Below are 22,983 nucleotides of genomic sequence, written 5' to 3'. Positions count from 1 at the left end.
CTTCGTGTAACAAAAATAAAAACATAGTTGGATTTATCTTTACTTATTTAAATAATGTTGGAATTTTTCAGAAAATAATCCAACGTGATACCCATCAACTAGAGCATGATTTACATGTATAGACACATTCATTGTAATTTTGCCATCTTGTTGATATTCTATTTTACTAAATGCCAATTTAGGGACAGATTCCAAGGTTCCAGACACAGGTTCTTTATGTCCCGAAAAATGAACCCAAGGTAAAGCAGAACAGTGTATACAAGCCAAATCGTTACGTTCTGGAAACAATTCACTCGATTGTTCTATTCTCTTTTTCTCTGCATTTAAATTGACTAAAAATCGTTCTAAATCACGATCAAATTCAATATAAGAACATCCAAATGTCTTATTGGGTCTCATAATTGTAGCCGAAGCATTAATTTGATCATGCAGCACAATTTTATCATTTTCTATTCTAAGCTTTAATTCGTCAATATCATTTATCGCTTTCATGCAATCGTGCAAATACTTTCCGAAAAAAGATAAGGTATTCGATTTAGCAAAGCGATACGCTGTTGTCATATCAAATGGAATCACAACACCAAAATATGGATCTTTAAAAGATCTAAAATGTTCATAATGCGCCTTGCGTTTCCAAGTATCTAGATCTATTACTTTCATTAATCTAAAATCGATTTTAAATCTGACAAACTAGATATTGTTCTATATTTTTTTTGCTCCGTTTCTTCTGTATTTACTTGCTCATGCAACCATGTTGTGTGAAAAGGCACATGTATTGCTTTAGCATTTATATTCACCAAGGGTAAAATATCAGATTTTAACGAATTACCTACCATTAAAAATTCACTAGGCTCTATATCTAAATGTTCAAGCAATTTCGCATAATTACTTTCTTGCTTATCACTTAAAACCTCTATGTGGTGAAAATAGGATGTTAAATTAGATTTTTCAAGTTTACGTTCTTGATCTAACAAATCACCTTTAGTTATTAAAATTAACCTATAGTTTTCAGAAAGAACATTTAAGGTATCCTCAACCCCATCCAATAATTCTACAGGTTTATTAAGCATGGATTTACCAATATCTAAAATTTCAGAAATGGTGGCATTAGACACCATATTATTAGAAAGTTCAATAGCCATTTCTACCATAGACAATACAAAACCTTTAACTCCATATCCATACAATGGAAGATTATCCATTTCCTTTTTAAACAATTCTTGATCTATTTTATTTGCTGTTTCATAAGGCGCCATTAACTTAGCAAATTCTAGTTCTGCATCACGAAAATAAGTTTCATTAACCCAAAGCGTGTCGTCTGCATCAAACCCGATGACTTTTATATGTTTGTAGTTTGTATCCAATCTATTTCCAGAGTTTTTTAGCACGTTCTAAGTCTTCTGGCGTATCAATTTCAACACCTTCAACTGTTGTTTCAATCATTTTTATACGTTTTCCATACTCTAGGTATCTAATACATTCTATTTTTTCTGTGGCCTCAATAAACTGCATTGGTAATTTGTAAAAGTCTAATAAAGCTTCTTTTCGGAAGGCATAAATACCTTTATGTTTGAAATAGCGAGCTCCTGCATCCTTATCTCTTGGAAACGGAATAGGGCTTCTCGAAAAATATAAGGCAAAATTATTTTGGTCAACAATAACCTTTACTGTATTTGGATTATTAATTTCATCCCAATCATGAATTTCAACCATAAGGGATGCCAAATCAATATCTTTTTTCTCATCATCCTTAAACACCTCAAGAACCTTTTCTAAACTTGTACGCTCTGTAAAGGGTTCATCTCCTTGGACGTTTACAACAATATCAACATCTAAATGTTCTACGGCTTCTGCAATACGATCGCTACCAGACTCATGTTCTTTCTGGCTCATTATGGCTTTGCCTCCATTCGAAACAATTTCATTGTAAATGGTCTCACTATCGGTAACAACATAAACATCATCAAACAAATTCGTGGCTACAGTCGCTTCGTATGTTCTTAAAATAACAGTCTTCCCTGCTAAATTCTGCATGAGTTTTCCTGGGAACCGAGATGCACTATATCGTGCAGGTATCATTGATATTATCTTCATTAAACTGATATAGATTGAATATCAAAAATAAAACTTTTATGTGGTTTTGCTCTTACTTCTTTTAATCTTTTTATAAACTCTAAAAATGAGATATAAAATAGCAACAACAAAAATAAATGCCAGTACAGGAATAAATAGAGATAAGACAGACATAACTATGGATGTGCCTGTTTCAACAGTTGATACTATAGGATTAGCTACTCCTCCCGTTGTTGCAGTTGATGTTAATCTTGTTACTCCAGAGCTCCCGGCGACTGCTGCTGCGGTTCCACCTCCTGCTATAATTGCAAGTGCCCAGGTGATTACTGGGCCTAGATCTGCAATAGTAGATACCATTACGGCTGTTCCAGCAATCGTAGCTAAAGGTATGGCTATAGTATCAAGTAAATTATCAATGTAAGGAATATAGTATCCAAAAATTTCTACTAAAGTAGCAACACCTAAGGTCACAACAGCAGTTAAACTGCCTATCCATTGCCACGAATCATTAAGTTCCCAAAGATTAAAATAAGCTGCCAAACTTAGAGCAAATAATGGCACAAACACTCTAAAACCTACAGATGCCGATAATCCAATACCTAAAAAAATACTAATAATTGTTTCGGTTGTCATATTAATAACACTTAAATTTCTTCAAAAAGATCATCTTTAAAACCAATAAGATACAATTTTTCCTTAGCTCTAGTTACAGCAGTATATAACCATCTCATATAGTCTCTATCGATACCATTTGGCAGGTAAGGCTGTTCTACAAAAATGGTATTCCATTGTCCTCCTTGAGATTTATGACATGTTATTGCATAGGAGAATTTAACCTGTAGCGCATTGAAATGCTTATTCCCTTTAATTTTTAAAAACTTTTTATAATTAGACGTTTCATCTTCATAGTCCTTTTGAACCTCTAGATACAGTCTATTACTATCTTCATAAGTAAGAGATGGTGTTTCGGCCTCAATGGTGTCTAATAAAAGAACGGTTTCAAATGGTCGCATTTTGGGATAATCTACCATTTGTACTTTAACCTCTGCAAAACGAAAATCATAGAGTGTGGTAATAGAGAAGATTTCTAAAACTTGAATGATATCCCCATTAGCAATAAATCCAGCCTCGGTTGTAGGCTTAACCCAGAAGTAATTGTTCTTTACCACCATTAAAAAATCACCAACAGTTAGTTCGTTTTCATTAAAAAGAATTCTGTGTCGTATTTGTTGATTATAAAGATTTGCACGTTTATTACTTCTAACAATGATTGCAGTGTCTTCATGTCCATGCTCACTATAAGAATCATTAATGGCGTCCATAATCTCATGTCCATCTACAAGCCTAACAATATCTTTAAACCCATTAAGGTTAAACTTAAATGACTCAAAAAAGTCATTTTCTATAACCTCTCTAATTCGAGTAGCATTACTCAAAATGCCCGAATCTTGATTTTGCCTAACCACTTCGTCAAGTTCAATAGCTGTTACTCTTTTGTTATAATTTAGATCAAGTTTATCTTGGTTTAGCGCTGGAGACAAATCGGCTTTCACAGGAGGTAGTTGGGCTTTGTCTCCAATTAAAAGGAGTTTACATTTATGCCCAGAATAAACATATTGTATCAAATCATCCAATAATGACGTGCTTTCAAAGTTTTTAGAGTCTGAAGGTGTATCAGGAATCATAGACGCCTCATCGACAATAAAAATGGTGTTGCGATGTTTATTAGGTTGCATCACAAATTTCACTCCTCCTCCTCTATTTTTCTTAGGAAAGTATATTTTCTTATGAATAGTAAAGGCCTCTTTGTTAGAATAATTAGAGATTACTTTGGCTGCTCGCCCTGTTGGCGCCATTAGCACAGCACTTTTCTTTGTTTCCCATATATTGGAAACCAAGGTGCCAATAATACTTGTTTTCCCTGTTCCTGCAAATCCCTTTAAAAGATATAAGGCGTTAGGAGTGTCGTCATAAATAAATTGCGATAGTTGCTCTAATGCTATTGTTTGCTTTAAGGTTGGAGCAAATGGAAACTTCTTAATGAGTAATTTATAAAATTCTGATGCCGTCATCTATGTAATTGAAATCCAAATAAAAACGCAAGATATGATTTAATACATTATAATTTTATGGGGTGACATGGCAAAATTTGTTATATAATTTGAAAGTTATTTTATATCTTTCACCATTGATTGATTTTTCTCTACAATATTTTAACGAATAAAAAAAAATTGTAGATTTGCGTAACTCCTTAAAAATATAAAAAAAACTAACTATGTTAAAAGTAATTCTTGTAGTTGTAGCCCTAATTTTGCTTACAATTGGTATCGTTTGGCTAATTGATAGATTTGTACCTAAAAAATTAAAACCTGTATTGAATATAGTTTTGTGGGCTTTAATCTTCTTTTTGGGCTACCTTACTTTCGATTCTGTTTATGGCGAAATTAAATTTAATAAGCTGAAAGAAGAACGATACAAAACGGTAATCTCAAAATTAATAGATATTAGAGATGCCGAATTAGCGCATAGAACTGTAACTAAAAAGTTTACGGGTAATTTTGATGATTTAATTAAGTTTATTGATACTGCCAAATTTATAATTACTCAAAGACGTGACTCAACGGTTATTGACGAGGAACTAACTGCTCGTTTTGGAGGTGTTGAAACCACAAAGGATATTGTTATCATTGACACATTAGACTTTGTTTCTGTTAGAGATTCTCTTTTTGGTGATGATCCACGTTATAAAACAATGATGAACCTTCCTGAAGGTATTGGACCTGCAGGCTCTAAGTTCACTTTAAATGCAGGTAAATTAGAAGATACTGGAATCGCAGTATTTGAAGCGTCTGTTGATAAAGATATTATTCTACACGATCAGAATAAAAATTTAGTTGCTAAAGAAAAAGAAGTGATGTCTGTAGATGGTGTGAATGGACCAAAATTACAAGTTGGTTCTATGATAGAAGATGTTACCAAAGGTAACTGGCCTAAAAACTTAAGTAAAGACTAAATTGAAACAAATTAGTATAAAAGCACTGTCCATTCAAATTCGTTTGAGTGGACTTTCTTTTTGTATTTTAAATCGTACGACAAATACCATTGAGTTATTACAACACGTGCATTTAGAAAAGAAAGCAACTCCATTTGAGTTACTTAATGACTTAAAAGTTATTCTTGCATCAAATTCAGACTTTGAGCAAACGTTTGACACCATAACTTGTATTTATCAAAATGAATTGTCTTGTCTGGTTCCTGACGCATTATTTGACGAACAAAATTTGGCCGATTATTTAAAGTTTAATGCAAAAATATTAAAGACAGATTTTATCAGTTTTGACACCTTACCCACAAATAAAAGTGTTAATATCTATGTGCCGTTAATTAATATTAACAACTACATTTTCGACACCTTTGGAAGTTTTGTTTATAAGCATTCATCTACGATACTTATTGAAACCTTGTTACAAACAAATTTCAAAAATGAAGAAGAAAAACTATATATCAATGTCAATACATCGACATTCGAAATAATTGGTATCAATAACGGAAAACTCATTTTCTATAATTCCTTTGAGTATAATACGAAAGAAGATTTTATCTATTATGTTTTATTCACTGTTGAGCAACTTAAACTTAACCCTGAAACAATTCATACGGTTCTAACGGGTCAAATAGAAGAAAAAAGTGAACTATACGCTATACTCTATACCTATATAAGACATGTGGCATTTGAAAAGCCTATAGCTTACTTTAAGTTTGATGATGGTATAAAAACCACATCGAGTCATAGTGATTTTATAATCCTAAATAGCTTTAATTAATGCGCATTATCTCTGGTCAATATAAAGGACGTCGTATAACCGCTCCAAAGAAATTACCTGTTAGGCCTACTACAGACATGGCCAAAGAATCTTTATTTAATATTCTAAATAATAATTTTTACTTTGACGAGATCTCTGTATTGGATTTATTTGCCGGCACAGGGAATATAAGTTACGAATTTGCATCTCGTGGTACGAAGTACATTACTGCTGTGGATGGGCACTACCCTTGTATCAAATTTATTAATGAAACGGCTCAAGCATTTGAAATGCAGATTTCGACTATAAAAAGTGATGTTTTCAAATTTTTAGAAAAAACGAAGCAACAACATACCGTTATTTTTGCAGATCCTCCATATGATTTTCCTTTAGAAGAATTTGCAAAAATTCCTGCTTTAGTTTTTCAAAATGAGTTATTAGAAGATGATGGCTTATTAATAGTTGAGCATTCTAAGCATACCGATTTGTCAGAACTCAAACACTACGCCTACTCTAAAGGCTACGGTGGTAACATGTTTAGTTTTTTCGAGTAGATATACCTGTTTTTATTTAAGCGTATTTTCTGTCTATTATTTATGTTTGCTCTTAGCTTAATTTGTAGTATAAATCCTAATCATTTTTTTTAATTATCTTATAAGTCTTCAATTCTGAGTAAACGCTCGATTTACCTATAAAACGTCCTCTTATTTGCTTTGATTTTAGTTGTTATGGCTTTTAACTAAGGCTATTAATGCAATCAACATATTAACTTAAATCAATTATTATGAAAACTTTAAAAAGAGGATTAATTATCCTAATTTCTGTAGTATTTGCGGCTAACATTTCTTACGCCCAAGATGCACCAACCATGTTTGTTGTTCATACAGACAACGTGAAATTTGAAAAAATACCACAGTATGAACAAGCTGCAAAAAGCCTAAAAGATAACTGCGTAAAACATGATATCAAGGGTGTAAACTGGACTACCATAAGTGTGGAAGATGGACGATATGTCTATGTATCTCCAATTGAAAACATGGCCGATTTAGATAAAAACCCAATGGCGCCACTATTTGAAAAAATGGGAGAAGAAGCTGCTGGGAAACTATTTAATGATATGGATCAATGTTATGATTCTCACAACAATTCGATTATTCATTATAACGCAGAGTTATCTTATACTCCTGAAGGTTATAGCACTGAAGGAAAAAATCATAGAGAATATCACTTCTTATACTATCCGCCAAAAAATGCCAAAGCGATGAAAGAAGCCATGGCTAAAGTCAAAGCGCTATTTGAATCTAAAGGCATCAAAAACGGTTATAGTATTTATCATAGCGGCTTTGGAAGCCCTGAAAGCTATTATATGGTATCTATTGCAGGTAAAGACGATGTTGCTATAGCTATGGGAGGCAAAGAAAATGATGAGATTTTTGGTGACGATAAAGGTGATACATTTTTTAATGTGATTAAACTTACTTCAAAATATGACCAAGTTGAAGGTGATATAAGACCAGACTTAAGCTATACACCAACTAAAGAATAATCCCATTCAGATTATGTTACTGATAAAAAACCCTTTACAGTTTGTAAAGGGTTCTTTATTTAAGTTTGTAGCACATAAAGCCTCTATATAATCTTAAAAATAAACTAATTAGCTATTACAACATACTATTGCTTAATAAGTTTAAGTGTCTTAGTAGCACTCTTGTTGTATAACCTCATAAAGTATACGCCTGCATTCAATTGATGCATATCTACGTTCTCAAAGCTGTTATATTTTGTAATCACTAGTCGACCATTAATATCTATTATCTCTAATCTTTTTAATTCATTATTAGTTGCATTGATATTCAAAATATTCTCAACTGGATTGGGATATACAGAAATAGTATTTAACTCAAAGGTGTTTGTCCCTAACGTCGCAGCACAATCTTCAGAATATACAGTACCAGCATCTTTCATCCAACTTGAATAATTCCCGAAACCATCTGTAGCTGCTACTTCATTGTCAACTTCTACACACGATAAATTAGTATTGTTATCGGCTCTAAAAGTAGTCATGATACCATTATTCCCATTCTTAACATCTAAAGAGGTTAACGCATTACTGAAAGCTAATAAGCTAACTAAATCTGGATTGTTGGATACATCAAGACTTTCAATATCATTATTCTGACATTCTATTGTAATTAATTCTGGATTACTATTAACATCCAAGTTTAATATATTATTTCCACTGCAAAAGAGTCTTTCTAATAATGGAAAATTAGTTAAATCTATGGATGAAAAGTTATTCCCAGCGACTTGATAATATATGAATACGGTTGAATTTAATAAAAGTGTAGACAGATTATTTGAATCTACAATAAGAACCTCAAGACTTGTACTATTACTTAAATCTAACGTAACTAAGTTATTGCGAGTTGCTCTAAACGTAACTAAATTGATTAAATTGTCTAGATAAATGACCTCTAGGTTATTATCATTAACCTGCAAGGTTTCTAAAACGACAAACTCGTTGATACCAATGGCATCTATAATGCCTAGGTTCTCTAGGTTAATTGAAGTTACTGTACTTATTAAACTCTTATCAACTCTATTGTCATTAGCAATGCCATTACCTAAACTGTTGGATTCTAAATACGCTTCAAAAGCATCATCTGGCACATAAGTTTCGTTTACGCCTAAAACACAATAAACAACGTTAGATCCTGCGGAGTATGTTCCTGGTAAGTTTATATTATTGTTCCAATCATCTGCGATAGTTGGGTTATCTACTTCGACGCACGTTAAATTTGTATTAGAAGAGATGTTAAGGTGATTGATATTACTATTATTTCCATTAGCAATATTTAAACTCGTAAGTGAAGGACACGCATAACTTCTTAATTCAAATAGTTGAAGGTTATTAGACAAATCTAAATTAACTAGTGGGTTATTGTAACAACGCAATCTTTGAAGGTTTAAATTCTGACTTAAATCTAAAGTCATAAGATTATTATTATTACATCTTAACTGCTCTAATGCTTCAAAATCCTGAATCCCATTAAGACTACTTATATTATTGTCTCCAACATTTAAAAAAGTTAGTGTATTTATATTGTTAGTTGGTACTTGTCCATCTCCTGCAATGTCATCATAGGCTGCTAATGCAATTTCAAAGTTCGCGTCAGGAATGACAGTATATTGGGCATTTGTCGTGTATGTAAAGACTAGTGATATTAATAGTAGGTAAAAGTGTTTCATTTGTGTAGATTTAGTGTTTTTAATTTTTTGCAAAAATAATGGCTGTATTATTTTGGCTCATAAAAGATGAGTGTCAAAAGGTGTCGCTTATGTTTGCTAATGACTTAACAGCATTATTTTCTAGTATTGACTATAAATTGTTTTTGGAAAGATTTACCATCCTTAGTTTCTATTTTAATGACATAAGTGCCTGTTGATAAGGTTGAAATATTAATATGATTAACGATTTCAACCGATTTAGATGACAGTACATTCTTACCAGAGGTATTATAAATTGCATATGTTCCATTAAAAGATTGGTTAAATTGTAAAATGGAATCAGTTGGATTAGGAAATAATTTAAAATCTATCTCATTGTCAATAACGGCAGTAGTAAGTGTTTCTTCGAGTACAGATTTTATAATAATACTATAGTGTCTAACGGCATAATATTGAAAATCATCAGCATAACGACCAGTGGTATTATCGAAACAATTATCTGCTAAAGACCACATTGTATACTCGTTAGAATTGGAAACAATAGACGAATAAATAGTCCATTGAAGACCCGATCCTACTCCAGCAGATTGTTCAAACTCAAGGTTGACTGTGTTTCCTTGAGAATTAAAAATACTAAACTCTGGTTGTGCGCATTCACCTCCAAGTGAGTTACTTATTCTAAATCCATTTATTACAAAATCACCCGGCTCTTTATTTAAACTACCTAAATGCGTAAACACAGGCTTTTGCCCAATGATGTTTTCAAAATCATTAAGTTTAGTATCATCCATAGTTTGCTCTACATTATTTAAAGTAAATACTGTATTTATACCTTTTGAAAAATTTAAATCAGCTACAAATTCGGTAGTGACATCACCTAAGTAGACTATGAAAACTTTAGTCTCAAAACCAGAATCATTTAAGCTATATACTGGCAAGCCATTAAAGTTTTGTATATCAGAAACTTGAGCAGAGCTAGCATCGCTAATCACCATAATCAGCGCTTTATCATTCCCTGTAGGTACAGTAATAGAAACTGGTGAGTCTGAAGGTACTAAACCACTTAATGCCGTATTATCTTGAGTGATTTGAGCATTGGTGCTGTATGTTAGTAAACTAAAAAGTAACAGTAAGACAGTAGGTTTCATCGATTAAAGGTTTAAAATTTCAGCTAAAATACATAGCTAAACGTTTCAAACCCACAAAAAACACGTGTCAAAACGTGTCAAAAGTTTCAATTGAGCGATTGAATAAAATCTTCTATACGTTGTGTTTTAGGAACTTGCATTTTCTTCCGAATACGACGACGCATAGATTTAACAGAATCTTCTGAAACATTACGAATCGTCATAATTTCTTTGACACTCAAATTTAAACGTAATAAAGAAGCTACTTCTCGTTCTCCTTTTGTTAACTCAGAAAAGCGTGTTTTTAAAACAGTATCGAATGCTGTATTTGTAGCATCTATGGTATGTTGTAAGTTAGATAATTTACTTTCTGTTTCAATTTGAAGCCTTAAATCATTGGCTAGTTTTGAAATGAATTCTTTAGCATCTGCTGTCTCATTATCATTTCTAATGCGATCCAATAATTCCTTTTTAAAATCTAATCGCATCGTATTATCTGCAATAAGTTGTTTAACATTAACTTCTTTATTTTTAATTTCCTGATCTAAAGACAGTGTCTCGGCTTTATGATTTATACGTGCTAATTCAATTTTATTTCTATAATTTTTTTGTACTAATAAGGTGATCGTAATGGCCACAATTAATGTTAGAATAAACAAAGCTAAATACAACCATTTTTTGGAGCGTTCATTTTCTGTAATCAATTTAGCTTCTTGCTGTTCTTTTTCAAAAGTATATTTCAGTTCTAATTCTTGAATTTGTGATACCGTTTCTATATTAAAAATAGAATCTGAATATTTTTTAAAGCGCTTATAATCTCTATAAGCTGCTCCATAATTCTCTAATTTATTCCATAATTGAGAACGCTTTTTATAGCCTTTTGCTATACGATGAATAAATTTTTCCTTCTTTGCTAATTTTATTGAGGAATCTACATATTTACCAGCCAATTTATAGGCTTTAAGTTTTTCATAAACTAAGGCGGTATCATAGTAATTTCCGCACAAAGCCAATTGCTTTCCTTTACGCTTCGAATAATCGACGTTTTTTAAACTAAGATTCAAAGCCGCATCATAGTCTTTCTGCTTTCTATAAATCGCTACTAAATTGTCATTAACCTCTTGAAGTTGTTCGTCTGCATTAAGTGTATTAAAAATGGCTTTTGCCTTGTTATAACAAATCAACGCCGAATCTAATTGTTTAGTACTACTATAAGAGACTCCAAGCATTAGAGTCGCCTGAGCCACGCCGTGGTTATTATCTAAAGCCTGATTAACTGCTATAGATTTTTTAAAATATTGAATAGACTTACGATACTCTTTTTGCGACCTGTAGACCATGGCGATGTTATGATACACATCTGCTATATTTTTATCGTCTTCGTCTACTTCAAATCGTTTTAAAGCTTGGAGGTAGCTGTCTAAAGCCTCAACATGTTTACCCAAACGTCTTTTAAGCACACCATATTGAACTAATACTAAAGCCTTTTCATGATTAGTGAATTTTGTAGGTGTTTTATTAATTAATTCATATGCATCATTAATGATATACTTTGCTTTTGTAAAATTATGATCCAATTCAAGTTCTCCCAAAGCCAACATAGCGTTTAACTTTTGAGCCTCTGAATTTGCTTCCTTTAAATTACTTTCTAAAATAACTCTAACACTATCTATTTCCTGAGATAAAACTGAAAGTGACAAGGAAAAAAACAGGATATATGATATAATACATTTCATGCTATAAAACTAATGATTATCAAAAATCAGAACAGAAAAAAACGACCGTAACTAAAGTGTCAAAACGTGTCAAAAAAGAAAAAAAGCAGATCTATAAGCCGAATTCTGTACATTTTCTTTTTTTGAGAAAATGAATTCTCAAAAAAAAGAAAAGCCCTTATCATTTATCTACGTTTACTGTTGCCAGCAAACTTTAGCTGCCTACCCTCCAACAATCGCACGTGCCGCACTCAAGCGTTGGTATACATGACATTGCACCTCATAGAGTTTACCTGGTTTCACTACAGCTTAACCTGTACATTCTTTCTGTTGCACTTTTCCTCACCTTACGATGGATGGCTGTTAGCCACTATGATTGCACTATGGTGTTCGGACTTTCCTCAGAGACAATAAATGCCACTGCGATAAGGCGATCTGCTTGGTGCAAAAATACAATTAATTGTTAATAACTCCTCCTAAATTAAAGCTACATAATTCTTAATTTTGAACTGAATTTTTAACTTTGTTCTTCTAAGTTTTTTTCATGGAACACTTTGTAGTATCTGCGCGTAAATACAGACCACAAACATTTAAGGATGTTGTTGGTCAGCAAGCTATTACAAATACTTTATTAAACGCTATTGAGAACAATCATTTGGCTCAAGCCTTGCTGTTTACAGGCCCAAGAGGTGTTGGGAAAACAACTTGCGCTCGTATTTTAGCCAAAATGATCAACAGCGATGGCTCGGAAACTGAAGATGAAGATTTTGCTTTTAACATCTTCGAGTTGGATGCGGCTTCAAATAATTCGGTAGATGATATCAGGAGCCTAACAGATCAGGTGCGTATTCCTCCTCAAGTTGGAAAGTACAAAGTTTATATTATTGATGAAGTACATATGCTTTCTCAAGCGGCATTTAATGCCTTTCTAAAAACCTTAGAGGAACCACCAAAACATTGCATATTTATTCTTGCAACTACTGAAAAGCATAAAATCATTCCAACGATTTTATCGCGTTGTCAAATTTTCGATTTTAAACGAATTACAGTAAAAGATGCTAAAGAGTATTTAAAATATATTGCTCAAGAGCAAGGTATTAATGCTGAAGATGATGCTTTACATATCATTGCTCAAAAAGCAGATGGAGCAATGCGAGACGCATTATCTATTTTTGATCGTGTTGTAAGTTTCTCTGGAAAAGAGCTAACTAGACAAGCGGTTACTGAAAACTTAAATGTACTAGATTATGAAACCTATTTCAATAGTACAGATTTGATTTTAGAGAATAAAATTCCTGAGCTTCTTATTCAATTTAACCATACCCTATCAAAAGGTTTTGACGGTCATCACTTTATTGCTGGATTAGCATCTCATTTTAGAGATTTGCTGGTTTGCCAAAATGAACAAACCATAGAATTACTTGAAGTTGGTGAAGATACCAAAGCTAAGTATCTAGAACAATCTAGAAAAGCACCCCATGACTTTCTTATAAGAGGTATAGAACTTGCTAATGATTGTGACCTCAAATACAAAAGCAGCAAAAATCAACGCCTACTTGTTGAACTTTGTTTAATGCAACTTGCCTCTATCACTTTTGATGGAGAAAAAAAAAATAGTAAACATTACATAATTCCTCCATCTTACTTTAAAGCTAAAGGCATCACTCCTATTCCTGTTGACCTTGAAAAAGCTAAAGTAAAAAGCGCGACTGCTCAAAATCAAACTGAAGAAAAGTCAAACGACAATGACACCGTAGATAAACCAATTACTGCCGATCCTCCAAAACCAGTTTTAGACTTAAAGAAAGATCAACGTACATCTGGATTGTCACTAAAAAGTATTAGGGCTAAAAAAGAGCATCAAATTAGACAAATGGAGGTTGTTATTGATGTGGATGATCTCCCAACTGAAGATTTCACAGAAGAACAGTTTCATACTACCTGGAACAACTATATTGCTCAATTACATAAAAAGGGAGAGAAAATTATGGCTTCGATTTTAGAAATGGGAGAACCTACCTTAAATGGTACAGATATTCAGCTCGAATTCCCAAATGATACACTTAGAGTAGAATTAGAAAGAGCTCAATACCCACTAATGGAATTTCTTCGTAAAACACTTCAGAATTTTAATTTAAAACTCGATATTAGTGTCAACGAAGAGATTTCAAAAAAGTACGCCTTTACTACTCAAGAAAAATATGAAAAGTTAAAGGAAAAAAATGCGAGTATTGAGGTGCTTCGAAAAACATTTGGCTTAGATATTTAATTCCAATATCATGAAAAAACTTGCTCTACTTATTCCGTGTTTAATCCTACTTATTCTTATGTCTTGCAACAGAAGAACAAGTAAGAAAGACAGGCTTGAAAACGCTGTTTCAGAATTCAATAAAAACTTTAATTTATTAGAATTAAAATCTTACTATCCAGAACATTATACGGAAATAAAAACAGATTCAATTATTTCAAAAACATTTCATGTAAGCATCAAGAATTATAGTGCCATGGATCGTGAAATTTTAATGCAATCAACCAAAGAAAAGTTAGACCAATCAACAAAATATCATCGCGTTTTTGAGTCTGATATTTTAGTAAAGGTTGCTGATGAAATTATATATGACAAGCACATTTCCGCAGAAAAATTTAGAGGCAATTCAAATTCTAATTTCTGGAATAATGCCACATTAGAACATATATGGGTTAATCAAGAAGCATCAAACAACAGTAAACTCTCTTTGAGTCTTTCTTTTATAAACCCTCAGAATTCGGCCTACAAACTCTATGAAATGCACATCGATAAAAATGGTCGAGAACGTTTAACACTTATTGAAGAACAGAGTTAATTATGCTTGGATTAAAACTTCCCACAGATCCGCGTTGGGTTAATATCGTTGAAAAAAACGTAGAAGAAATTCTTACAGATCATGCTTATTGTGAGCAAAAGGCTGCCAGTACTGCTATTTCCCTTATTGTGAGTTTTCCGGAATATACCGATTTGGTTAAAGAAATGACAGCACTCGTTAAAGAGGAAATTAGTCATTTTAAAATGGTACATGATCGTATTATTGAAAATGGCTGGGTTTTAGGTCGAGATAGAAAGGATGAGTATGTCCTACAATTACTCAAGTTTTTTCCAAAAGGCGGAAGTAGAACAACTCAATTGGTACATCGTTTATTATATGCTGCACTTATTGAAGCTAGAAGTTGCGAACGCTTTAGACTCCTTTCTGAAGAATTAGAAGACAAAGAGCTTGCCGAGTTTTATAGAAAACTTATGGTAAGTGAAGCCAATCATTACACCATGTTCTTAAGTTTTGCCAGACAATATGGAGATCGCAAAGAGGTTGATGAGAAATGGCAGCAATTACTTGAATTTGAAGCCAATATCATGAAAGATTTAGGCAAGAGCGAAACCATTCATGGCTAAATTTTGTAAAAAACAAAGTGATTAAGCTCCAGTAGCACCATAGCCTTATATTAAAATAATCCATAAAAAAAGACCTCAGTTAAACTGAAGCCTTTTTTTATATCTTATAGAGTCTTAGATTCTTATACCAAATCCAAACTGAAATGTTGTGTTTTGAGCTTCAAGACCGTTTGAAACATCTTCATCTAAGATATTACTTAATCCGTAATGTACTCGAGCATCTACAAATAACTCATCGTTAATCATATACTCAATACCTCCTACTCCTGAAAATGTAAATGTTGAAAAGGCATCCTGGTTTTTCCAAGTTTTTAAGCTCACCATTGGTCCAACACCAATTACAAACTTATCACCTAGTGAAAAACGTGCCATAATTGGCATTTGAATATAATCGGCTCTAATGTCGTCTGCTTTCCCACCTTCTGCTGAATACTGAAGTTCAATTTGAGTTGAAAAGGTTTCAGTAATTCCAAAATCTACAAATCCGCCAAAGGCAAATCCGTTTCTATGCTGATTTACAAAATTAGGTCCAGGATCAAAATCTAAATTTGAAATATTAACACCTGCCCTAACTCCATAACTAACTTCTTGTGAAAAAGACAGTGTTGTAATGGATACGAACATTAAAGTAAGTAGTATTGATTTTAATTGCATAACTATTCTTATTTAGGGTTTTCTTTATCGTGAGATTTGCGTCAAAATTGTGCTAATATCTAGCAAAGATTTGAGTTGGCTAATATATAATGAAAATTAACAATACAAAATAAATATTGGGTATTCGGTTCAAAAATACGCCAAACGAACTTAAAATTAGATGTTTATACTAGAAACCGTATTATAATACACGCTCTTTATAATGCCATCAGATAACCCAATTTTTGGAACGTATATATCTTTGGAGCCACTCCATTTCATGGCAGATAAATATATTTTAGTAGCCGGAATAATAACATCGGCTCTGTCTTGATTAAGGCCCAATTCTGTAATTCTTTCTTCATAAGAATACGTTTGAAGGCGATGATAATATGACGTTAAGTAAAAATAGGTTAATGGTTTACCCAAAGCCTTTCCTGAGATTTTAAAAATTTTATTGATATTTCCTCCAGAACCAATTAAATCTACCTTATCATATGATTCGGTGTTCTTTTTTATCCAATGCTCTAAATCTAACCAAGTTTCATTTTTAACGATATCTTTTAACAACCTTACTGTTCCTATTTTAAAGGATTTTGAAGCCACTATTTTTCCCAAATGAAATACTGAAAATTCTGTACTTCCTCCACCTACATCTACATACAAATACGTTTTATCTTCCTTTATGTATGAATGCAAATCTGTAGCTGCAATAATAGCTGCTTCTTCTTCTCCATCAATAATATCAATGTGGATTTTAGCCTTTTTAGAAATAATCTTTGCGATTTCTTTTCCGTTATTGGCTTCGCGCATAGCAGACGTTGCACAAGCCTTATATGTTACAACTTTATGCGATTTCATCAACAAATTAAACGCCGTCATTGTATCCAGCATGCGTTTTTTGTTTTCTTCGGAAATTTCACCATTTAAAAACACATCAGACCCAAGACGAATTGGTACACGCACCAATGAGCTCTTTTTAAACTGAACAGGCTTTCCTTCTTGTTCAATAATATTCGAAATTAAAAGTCTTACAGCGTTAGAACCAATATCTATTGCTGCATATTTCTTGATGGATAACATAGACTAAGATTTCAGTTTGTTTTCAAAATAATCATACAATGCAAATTGCGCTCTTACTTTTGGTTTACTGTTTTTACGGTATTCATTACTTTGTGTTTCATTAATTGCTCTGGCCTTAACATTATCATTCCAGCAAATATCAAAAACATCGAGAAGCTCTTGTTTAATGTCATTTTGATAGATTGGACAGCTCACTTCTACTCTATTTTCAATATTTCGTGTCATCCAATCTGCCGAAGAAATATAAATCTTAGCATCTCCATCATTACAAAACATATAGAGCCTTGTATGTTCTAAAAATTTATCAATGATACTTATCACTTCGATATTTTCACTCATTCCTTTTATTCCAGGAATCAGGCAGCATATACCTCTAACTATCATTTGAACTTTCACACCAACTCTACTCGCTTCATAGAGTTTATCTATCATCTTATAGCTCGATATACTATTAAGTTTAAGTTTAATAAAAGCAGGTTTACCGTTTTTTACATTTTCAATTTCGGTGTCTATTAATGCAAACAATTTTGACTTTGTATAATGAGGAGACGTAATAATGTGCTTATACCTGTATATTCGATAATTCGTTTGAAAAAAGTTGAAAACTTTATTTACATCTTTTAGGACTTTTTGATTGGCCGTAAAAAGAGTAAAATCTGTATATATTTTTGCGGTGGACTCATTAAAATTACCTGTACTTATAAAGCCATAACGCCTTACGCCTTTACCTTCTTCGCGCTCTATAACACAAATTTTACTATGCACTTTTAAGCCAGAAACGCCAAACAAAAGATTAACACCTTCGTCCTGCATTTGCTCGGCATAATCGATATTTGCTTGCTCATCAAATCGTGCCCTCAACTCAATAACAACCGTTACTTTTTTTCCGTTTTTAGCAGCATTTATTAATGAACTTGCTATATGCGAAATTTGAGCAAGTCTATATATTGTAATCTTAATTGTTCTTACCTGAGGATCTAATGCAGCTTCTCGTAAAAACTTAACAACATAAGAAAACGTTTGATATGGTGTGTGCAACAAATAGTCTTTTTTGGCAATCGTATTAAAGATACTATGTTGTAGACTTAAACCATTAATTTCCAGTGGTTTAATTTTATTATACAATAAATCCGTTCGCCCAAGGCTAGGAAAGCCCATATAATCGCGTCTGTTATGATAACGTCCGCCTGGAATTACACTATCTTTTGAGTCAATCCCCATTTTGGTCATTAAATATTCTAAGGTCTCTTCGTCTATGGTTTTGTCATAAACAAAACGTACAGGATCACCAATTTGTCTATCCTTTACACTCGCCGATATTTTTTCAATAAAACTTTTACTCAAATCACTATCAAAATCTAATTCTCCATCACGTGTGATTTTAATCATATTAGCGGTAATATTGGTATAGCTAAATATATTGAAAATATCATCTAAGCAATATCTTAGTAAGTCATCAAGAATCATGAGGTAACATTTTCCATTTTTCTTTGGTAATACCACAAAGCGATTCATCGATTTAGGAATTTCAATAAGAGCAAATTGCTTTTCATGGTTTGTCAATTCCATTTTTACCGCTAAATACGCGGCACTATCTTTCAAATGAGGAAGATCAACAGTATCACTAAGAACAATATTTACTAGAGCCGGACTAATTTGCTGAATGAAATAATTCTTTATAAACGAATGTTGCTCATCATCAACTTGAGTCTCATCAATGATATAAATTCCTTCATTTTCTAGTTCTAATTGAATATTACTAAGAATATCCAAACTCTTACTTTGCTGTTTTATAACAACTTGAGTAATAATCTCTAATAAATCTGCAGCTTTGATTCCTAATTCGCTTTTACCGCCTTTACCAGCTTCATCAATACGCTTTACTGTAGCATATCTCACCTTAAAAAACTCGTCTAAATTATTAGAAAAAATACCTAAAAAACGAAAGCGCTCAATCAAAGGAACACTTTCATCAGCGGCTTCTTGTAAAACACGTTCATTAAACTGAAGCCAACTTAATTCTCTATTTATGTAACTATTCTTGTCTTTTGTCATTATTTTAAATCTCTGGGTAAAATCATAAAACGCATTTTTCCATCGCCAATTTCAGACCATGAATTTACGTTAAAATCTATAACAACTAAACCACTTGTAGGAAGGTTGTCAATATATTTATCACCAAATATATTGCAAATTGATGTGAATGCATGATTATGTCCAAAAATCATAACCTTTTGATTTTCTTCGCTAATATTTTTTATAAAATCTATAACGTTCTCGCCTCCAAAATCATAAATTTCTTTACTGATTGTTAGAAGATTAGTGTCTAATTTTAAATTTTCCATTACTATTTCACAGGTAAGTAAAGCACGTTTTGCAGAACTAGAATAAATCGCATCTGGAACTAGTGATTTAGCTTTAAATGCTTTCGAAACTAAGTTAGCATCCTTAATTCCTCGCTTTTTTAATGGCCTTTCATGGTCATTAACGTCATATTCCCATGACGATTTTGCATGTCTTATTAATATAATTGTTTTCATAGATATTCGATTAAATGCAAATTTTATCGATAAAATGTTGCATATTTCCGTTTTAACGAGTATTTTGCCCTCTTAACATTTAAATTTGTCAAACGAACTAGTAATCAGTTCATTTGTTTAGTTAAATTAATGTTTTAATGACCCCAAATCAAAAATATATTAATATATCCATTTACCAAACATTGGTTACCAATGTTCTTCCCTCATTTTTCCATAGAAGTTTAATTAGAAAATTGTTTTCTAATCATCCCTTTTATGAAAAATAATTTTATTAAACATCGCTAAGCGAAATATAATACGTTGTTAATTAATTTAAACATGAAAAAGATTGTAATTACAGTTTTACTTGTATGTTTTGGCTATCAATCATTTTTTGGCCAAGAACAGCTAAGTTTATCTTTAAAAAAGGATACGGATAAAACCGTAAACGAAACCGAACATTTTTATTTGATGGAAATCACTAATTCATCTAAAAGCAATATACAGTTTAGTATTTCAACTGAAAATGTAGCGTGCAAAGATATTAGTGCTCAAAATCAAGTGCTTTTAAAACAGAGCGCATTAAACAAACAAAAAAGTAACGTTAACAGCGCAATGAGTATTGAAGCTGGTGCAACTTTGGAGTTTTATGTAAAAATATCTAGACCTCAAGACACAAAACTTAACACCTGGAATTGCTCTCAAGTAAAAGCTATTTCTAATACAGGAAAGCCATTGAGCAACCCTATAATAATAAAATCATTAATTCCAGATCCCAAAAGTTTTAATTAGTCTGTACTAATTAATCCATAAATCTAAACTAGGGCTTATGAAAAATGCTATTAATCATAACAAAATAAAAAACATACTTAGCTTGATTATGTTTGTTTCTGGAATCTATGCGTCTGCACAGGTTTTGGATCCTTTCACTCCTCGTTTCAATGAAACGGTAAAAGGAGATGTCACCATGATTGCTAACAATATGTTATCGAGAACAGCTACTACTAATTACAACGGTACCGATGGTAACCACGATTTTACAAATAATGTATATGTGGATATTGATAATGACGCTACTACATTTAACTCTAGTAGTGCGAATTTCGCTAATCCAGAGCCTCAGCTTTTTTGCTTATCTGTTTTAAAAGCCTATTTATATTGGGCAGCAGCAGATAGAGAGCCTGGGACAGATGCAAATTCTGAAAATCAACCAAATTGGAATTACAATGACATAAAACTTATGTTACCTGGTCAGTCGGCATATGCAACTTTAACGGCAGACGACATAATTTTTAGAGGTAGAAATACTCATATTTATAACGATCCATATATATGTGTAAAAGATATTACTGACCTTGTTTCGAATTTAGATGATCCTTATGGAACCTATCAGGTTGCCAATGTTGAAGCTAAAACAGGTAGTGTAATAGGTCACGACGGAGGTACAATTGGTACGTCTGGTGGATGGCAAATTGTATTTGTATATGAAAGTCCGAAATTACCATCCAAAAATATTGGTCTATTTGATGGATATGCCAATGTATCTTCTGCAACAAATAATTTTGATATCACTTTTGGTGGATTTCAAACAGTACCTACTGGAGATGTTAATGCAAATGTTGTCATTGGATCTTTAGAAGGCGATCAAGATTTAAGTGGCGACCAATTACAAATAAGAACGCCTTTAAATACATTTGTGCCAATTTCAGCACCTCAAAGATTAAGTAACAATTTTTTCAATAGTAGGATTACTGTTGGGAACTCGAATTTTATAGACAGAAATCCAGCGAGTCTAAATACTTTAGGTTTTGACGCTGCCGTGTTTCCTCTTAATAATCCTTCCAATAGTATAATTACAAATAACCAGACTTCTGCAACTTTAAGATTAACTTCTAATCAAGAAACTTATGGTTTATATTTAGTTGGACTCGCAGTTGACGTTTGGGCTCCAGATTTAGATCCAATTGAAATCATGATGGATTCGGGATCAAACCCAACAAATCCTGGTGAATTACTTGGATTTAACTTTTCTGTTTTTAATAAAGGAAATGATGATGCCATAAACTTAACTATTTCGGCAACATTGCCACCTCAAATAGAAAATATTATTCCAAACAATTTACCTAATGGTGTTACTTATACATTTAACCCTAATACAGGTGAACTTGTCTTTAATTTTGTAGACGGTATGGTCGATGTAGGTGATGCACCTCTGGACCTAGATTTTGATCTTCAAATACAAGATGCTTGCTATTTTCTAGAAGATAACTGTGATTTGTCATTTGATTTGCAATTTACAGCAAACTATAATGGTGTTCAAAATCCAAATAATCAATCGACAATTAGTTCTTCTGATTTAAACGATTGTAATATAGGTAATAAACTTCCCGTAACGATTAATATAATTCAACCTACAGTTAACTGGGCAACAGCTCCTGCTGAATTGGATAGAACTATTGATTGTTCAGATACTAATGCATTAAACGCAGCGCAAAGTCTAGCTCCTGAAACAGATCAATGCGATTTTACACTTAGTAAAACTACTGGTGCTTTTGTTGTAGACCCAAATTGTGCTAGCAATGGTTCATATACGAATACTTGGACTTTTACAGATGAATGTGGTGCTACACTAGAATACGAACAAACTATTTTAGTGGTTGACAATACGCCACCAACATTAACGATACCTGATGATGCAACTGTAGAATGTGGAGGAAGCACTGATCCTGCTGCTACTGGTAATGCTACAGCGACCGATAACTGCGGAAATGTAACAGTTACGTTTGCCGATACGTCTGTTGATGCTTGTGGTAATACAGAGACAATAACGAGAACTTGGACTGCTACTGACGACTGTGGTAATTCCATTTCTGATACTCAAACAATTTCGGTAGTGGATACTACTGCACCAACATTAACGATTCCTCAAAACAAAATAGTAGAATGTACTGAAAGTACTGATACTGCTAATACTGGTAGCGCTACAGCTACAGATACTTGTGGAGATGTAACAGTTACTTTTGCTGATACTGCTGTTGATGCTTGTGGAAACACACAAACCATTACGAGAACTTGGACAGCTACTGACGACTGTGGTAATGCTGTGTCTGATACTCAAACGATTTCAGTAGTAGATACTACTGCGCCAACATTAACTGTTCCTTCAGATGTTACGGTTGAATGTGGAGAAAGTATAGATCCTGCTGACACTGGTAATGCTACAGCTACAGATTCTTGTGGTAATGTAACAGTTACTTTTGCTGATACTGCTGTTGATGCTTGTGGAAACACGCAAACCATTACGAGAACTTGGACAGCTACTGACGACTGTGGTAATGCTGTGTCTGATACTCAAACGATTTCAGTGGTAGATAC

At 32.8% G+C, this 22,983-nt stretch carries 20 protein-coding genes, 1 other RNA gene and 1 pseudogene; 9 read left to right on the top strand and 13 right to left on the bottom strand.

The window, feature by feature from the left end; translation table 11 throughout:
- Positions 1-39: 39 nt before the first annotated feature.
- From Q0787_RS06940 to Q0787_RS06920, 5 genes are read right to left on the bottom strand one after another with little or no spacing between them, the layout of a single operon-like run.
- Entirely contained in the window at positions 40-660 is a 621-nt protein-coding gene (locus Q0787_RS06940) for a CatA-like O-acetyltransferase (protein ID WP_298901562.1), read from the bottom strand.
- On the bottom strand, positions 660-1,364 hold the full coding sequence (locus Q0787_RS06935; RefSeq protein WP_298901561.1) for an HAD family hydrolase: 705 nt from the start codon (positions 1,362-1,364) through the stop codon (positions 660-662). The genes Q0787_RS06940 and Q0787_RS06935 overlap by 1 nt, the downstream gene beginning before the upstream one ends.
- A 1-nt stretch (position 1,365) precedes the next feature.
- Entirely contained in the window at positions 1,366-2,094 is a 729-nt protein-coding gene (gene kdsB, locus Q0787_RS06930; protein WP_298901560.1) for a 3-deoxy-manno-octulosonate cytidylyltransferase, read from the bottom strand.
- Positions 2,095-2,130: 36 nt separating this feature from the next.
- Positions 2,131-2,706 (bottom strand): DUF4126 domain-containing protein, encoded by a 576-nt coding sequence (locus tag Q0787_RS06925; protein ID WP_298901559.1) that lies wholly within the window; start codon positions 2,704-2,706, stop codon positions 2,131-2,133.
- A gap of 11 nt (positions 2,707-2,717) precedes the next feature.
- On the bottom strand, positions 2,718-4,145 hold the full coding sequence (locus Q0787_RS06920) for an ATP-dependent RecD-like DNA helicase (protein WP_298901558.1): 1,428 nt from the start codon (positions 4,143-4,145) through the stop codon (positions 2,718-2,720).
- 203 nt (positions 4,146-4,348) lie between these two features.
- On the opposite strand from Q0787_RS06920, the gene Q0787_RS06915 reads away from it, so the two are divergent.
- The 4 genes from Q0787_RS06915 (at position 4,349) to Q0787_RS06900 (ending at position 7,422) form a co-directional block, all read left to right on the top strand.
- Positions 4,349-5,086: a hypothetical protein gene (locus Q0787_RS06915; protein ID WP_298901557.1), complete on the top strand. Its 738-nt coding sequence runs from the start codon at positions 4,349-4,351 to the stop codon at positions 5,084-5,086.
- A 1-nt stretch (position 5,087) separates the two neighbouring features.
- Positions 5,088-5,897 (top strand): DUF3822 family protein, encoded by an 810-nt coding sequence (locus tag Q0787_RS06910; protein WP_298901556.1) that lies wholly within the window; start codon positions 5,088-5,090, stop codon positions 5,895-5,897.
- Complete coding sequence (locus Q0787_RS06905) at positions 5,897-6,430, top strand: RsmD family RNA methyltransferase (RefSeq protein WP_298901555.1); 534 nt, start codon at positions 5,897-5,899, stop codon at positions 6,428-6,430. Before Q0787_RS06910 ends, Q0787_RS06905 begins: the two co-directional genes overlap by 1 nt.
- Before the next feature lie 230 nt (positions 6,431-6,660).
- Positions 6,661-7,422, top strand: a complete 762-nt coding sequence (locus Q0787_RS06900; protein WP_298901553.1) for a hypothetical protein — start codon at positions 6,661-6,663, stop codon at positions 7,420-7,422.
- A gap of 125 nt (positions 7,423-7,547) precedes the next feature.
- On the opposite strand, the gene Q0787_RS06895 is transcribed toward Q0787_RS06900, so the two are convergent.
- The 4 genes from Q0787_RS06895 to rnpB all read right to left on the bottom strand — a co-directional run bounded on the left by Q0787_RS06895 (position 7,548) and on the right by rnpB (position 12,388).
- The gene (locus Q0787_RS06895) at positions 7,548-9,125 is read right to left on the bottom strand and encodes a T9SS type A sorting domain-containing protein (protein ID WP_298901550.1); all 1,578 of its coding nucleotides are present in this window, start codon (positions 9,123-9,125) and stop codon (positions 7,548-7,550) included.
- A 113-nt stretch (positions 9,126-9,238) separates the two neighbouring features.
- Positions 9,239-10,252, bottom strand: a complete 1,014-nt coding sequence (locus tag Q0787_RS06890) for a T9SS type A sorting domain-containing protein (RefSeq protein WP_298901548.1) — start codon at positions 10,250-10,252, stop codon at positions 9,239-9,241.
- 86 nt (positions 10,253-10,338) lie between these two features.
- Entirely contained in the window at positions 10,339-11,967 is a 1,629-nt protein-coding gene (locus tag Q0787_RS06885) for a tetratricopeptide repeat protein (protein WP_298901546.1), read from the bottom strand.
- A 78-nt stretch (positions 11,968-12,045) separates the two neighbouring features.
- An RNA gene (rnpB, locus tag Q0787_RS06880) (RNase P RNA component class A) lies at positions 12,046-12,388 on the bottom strand.
- A gap of 102 nt (positions 12,389-12,490) precedes the next feature.
- On the opposite strand from rnpB, the gene Q0787_RS06875 reads away from it, so the two are divergent.
- The 3 genes from Q0787_RS06875 to Q0787_RS06865 are packed head-to-tail and all read left to right on the top strand — an operon-like array spanning position 12,491 to position 15,373.
- Positions 12,491-14,215, top strand: a complete 1,725-nt coding sequence (locus Q0787_RS06875) for a DNA polymerase III subunit gamma/tau (protein WP_298901545.1) — start codon at positions 12,491-12,493, stop codon at positions 14,213-14,215.
- Positions 14,216-14,225: 10 nt separating this feature from the next.
- Positions 14,226-14,789, top strand: coding sequence for a hypothetical protein (locus tag Q0787_RS06870; RefSeq protein WP_298901544.1), 564 nt, complete (start codon positions 14,226-14,228; stop codon positions 14,787-14,789).
- A 2-nt stretch (positions 14,790-14,791) separates the two neighbouring features.
- Positions 14,792-15,373: a tRNA-(ms[2]io[6]A)-hydroxylase gene (locus tag Q0787_RS06865; RefSeq protein ID WP_298901543.1), complete on the top strand. Its 582-nt coding sequence runs from the start codon at positions 14,792-14,794 to the stop codon at positions 15,371-15,373.
- Positions 15,374-15,487: 114 nt separating this feature from the next.
- Here Q0787_RS06865 and Q0787_RS06860 read toward each other — a convergent pair whose 3' ends face one another.
- From Q0787_RS06860 to Q0787_RS06845, 4 genes are all read right to left on the bottom strand, one after another.
- Positions 15,488-16,027 (bottom strand): porin family protein, encoded by a 540-nt coding sequence (locus Q0787_RS06860; protein WP_298901542.1) that lies wholly within the window; start codon positions 16,025-16,027, stop codon positions 15,488-15,490.
- A gap of 156 nt (positions 16,028-16,183) precedes the next feature.
- Positions 16,184-17,089, bottom strand: coding sequence for a rod shape-determining protein (locus Q0787_RS06855; RefSeq protein WP_298901541.1), 906 nt, complete (start codon positions 17,087-17,089; stop codon positions 16,184-16,186).
- Positions 17,090-17,092: 3 nt separating this feature from the next.
- Positions 17,093-19,144, bottom strand: coding sequence for a polyphosphate kinase 1 (ppk1, locus tag Q0787_RS06850; protein WP_298901540.1), 2,052 nt, complete (start codon positions 19,142-19,144; stop codon positions 17,093-17,095).
- On the bottom strand, positions 19,144-19,629 hold the full coding sequence (locus Q0787_RS06845) for a histidine phosphatase family protein (RefSeq protein ID WP_298901539.1): 486 nt from the start codon (positions 19,627-19,629) through the stop codon (positions 19,144-19,146). Before Q0787_RS06845 ends, ppk1 begins: the two co-directional genes overlap by 1 nt.
- Positions 19,630-19,947: 318 nt before the next feature.
- Between Q0787_RS06845 and Q0787_RS06840 the strand changes: the two genes are divergently transcribed.
- Entirely contained in the window at positions 19,948-20,400 is a 453-nt protein-coding gene (locus tag Q0787_RS06840; RefSeq protein WP_298901538.1) for a hypothetical protein, read from the top strand.
- Between the two features lie 37 nt (positions 20,401-20,437).
- A pseudogene (locus tag Q0787_RS06835) lies at positions 20,438-22,983 on the top strand (hypothetical protein); the annotation flags it as partial.

Source organism: uncultured Psychroserpens sp., from assembly GCF_947492715.1.
Lineage (GTDB): Bacteria > Bacteroidota > Bacteroidia > Flavobacteriales > Flavobacteriaceae > Psychroserpens.
This window is presented reverse-complemented; position numbering and strand designations above follow the sequence as displayed.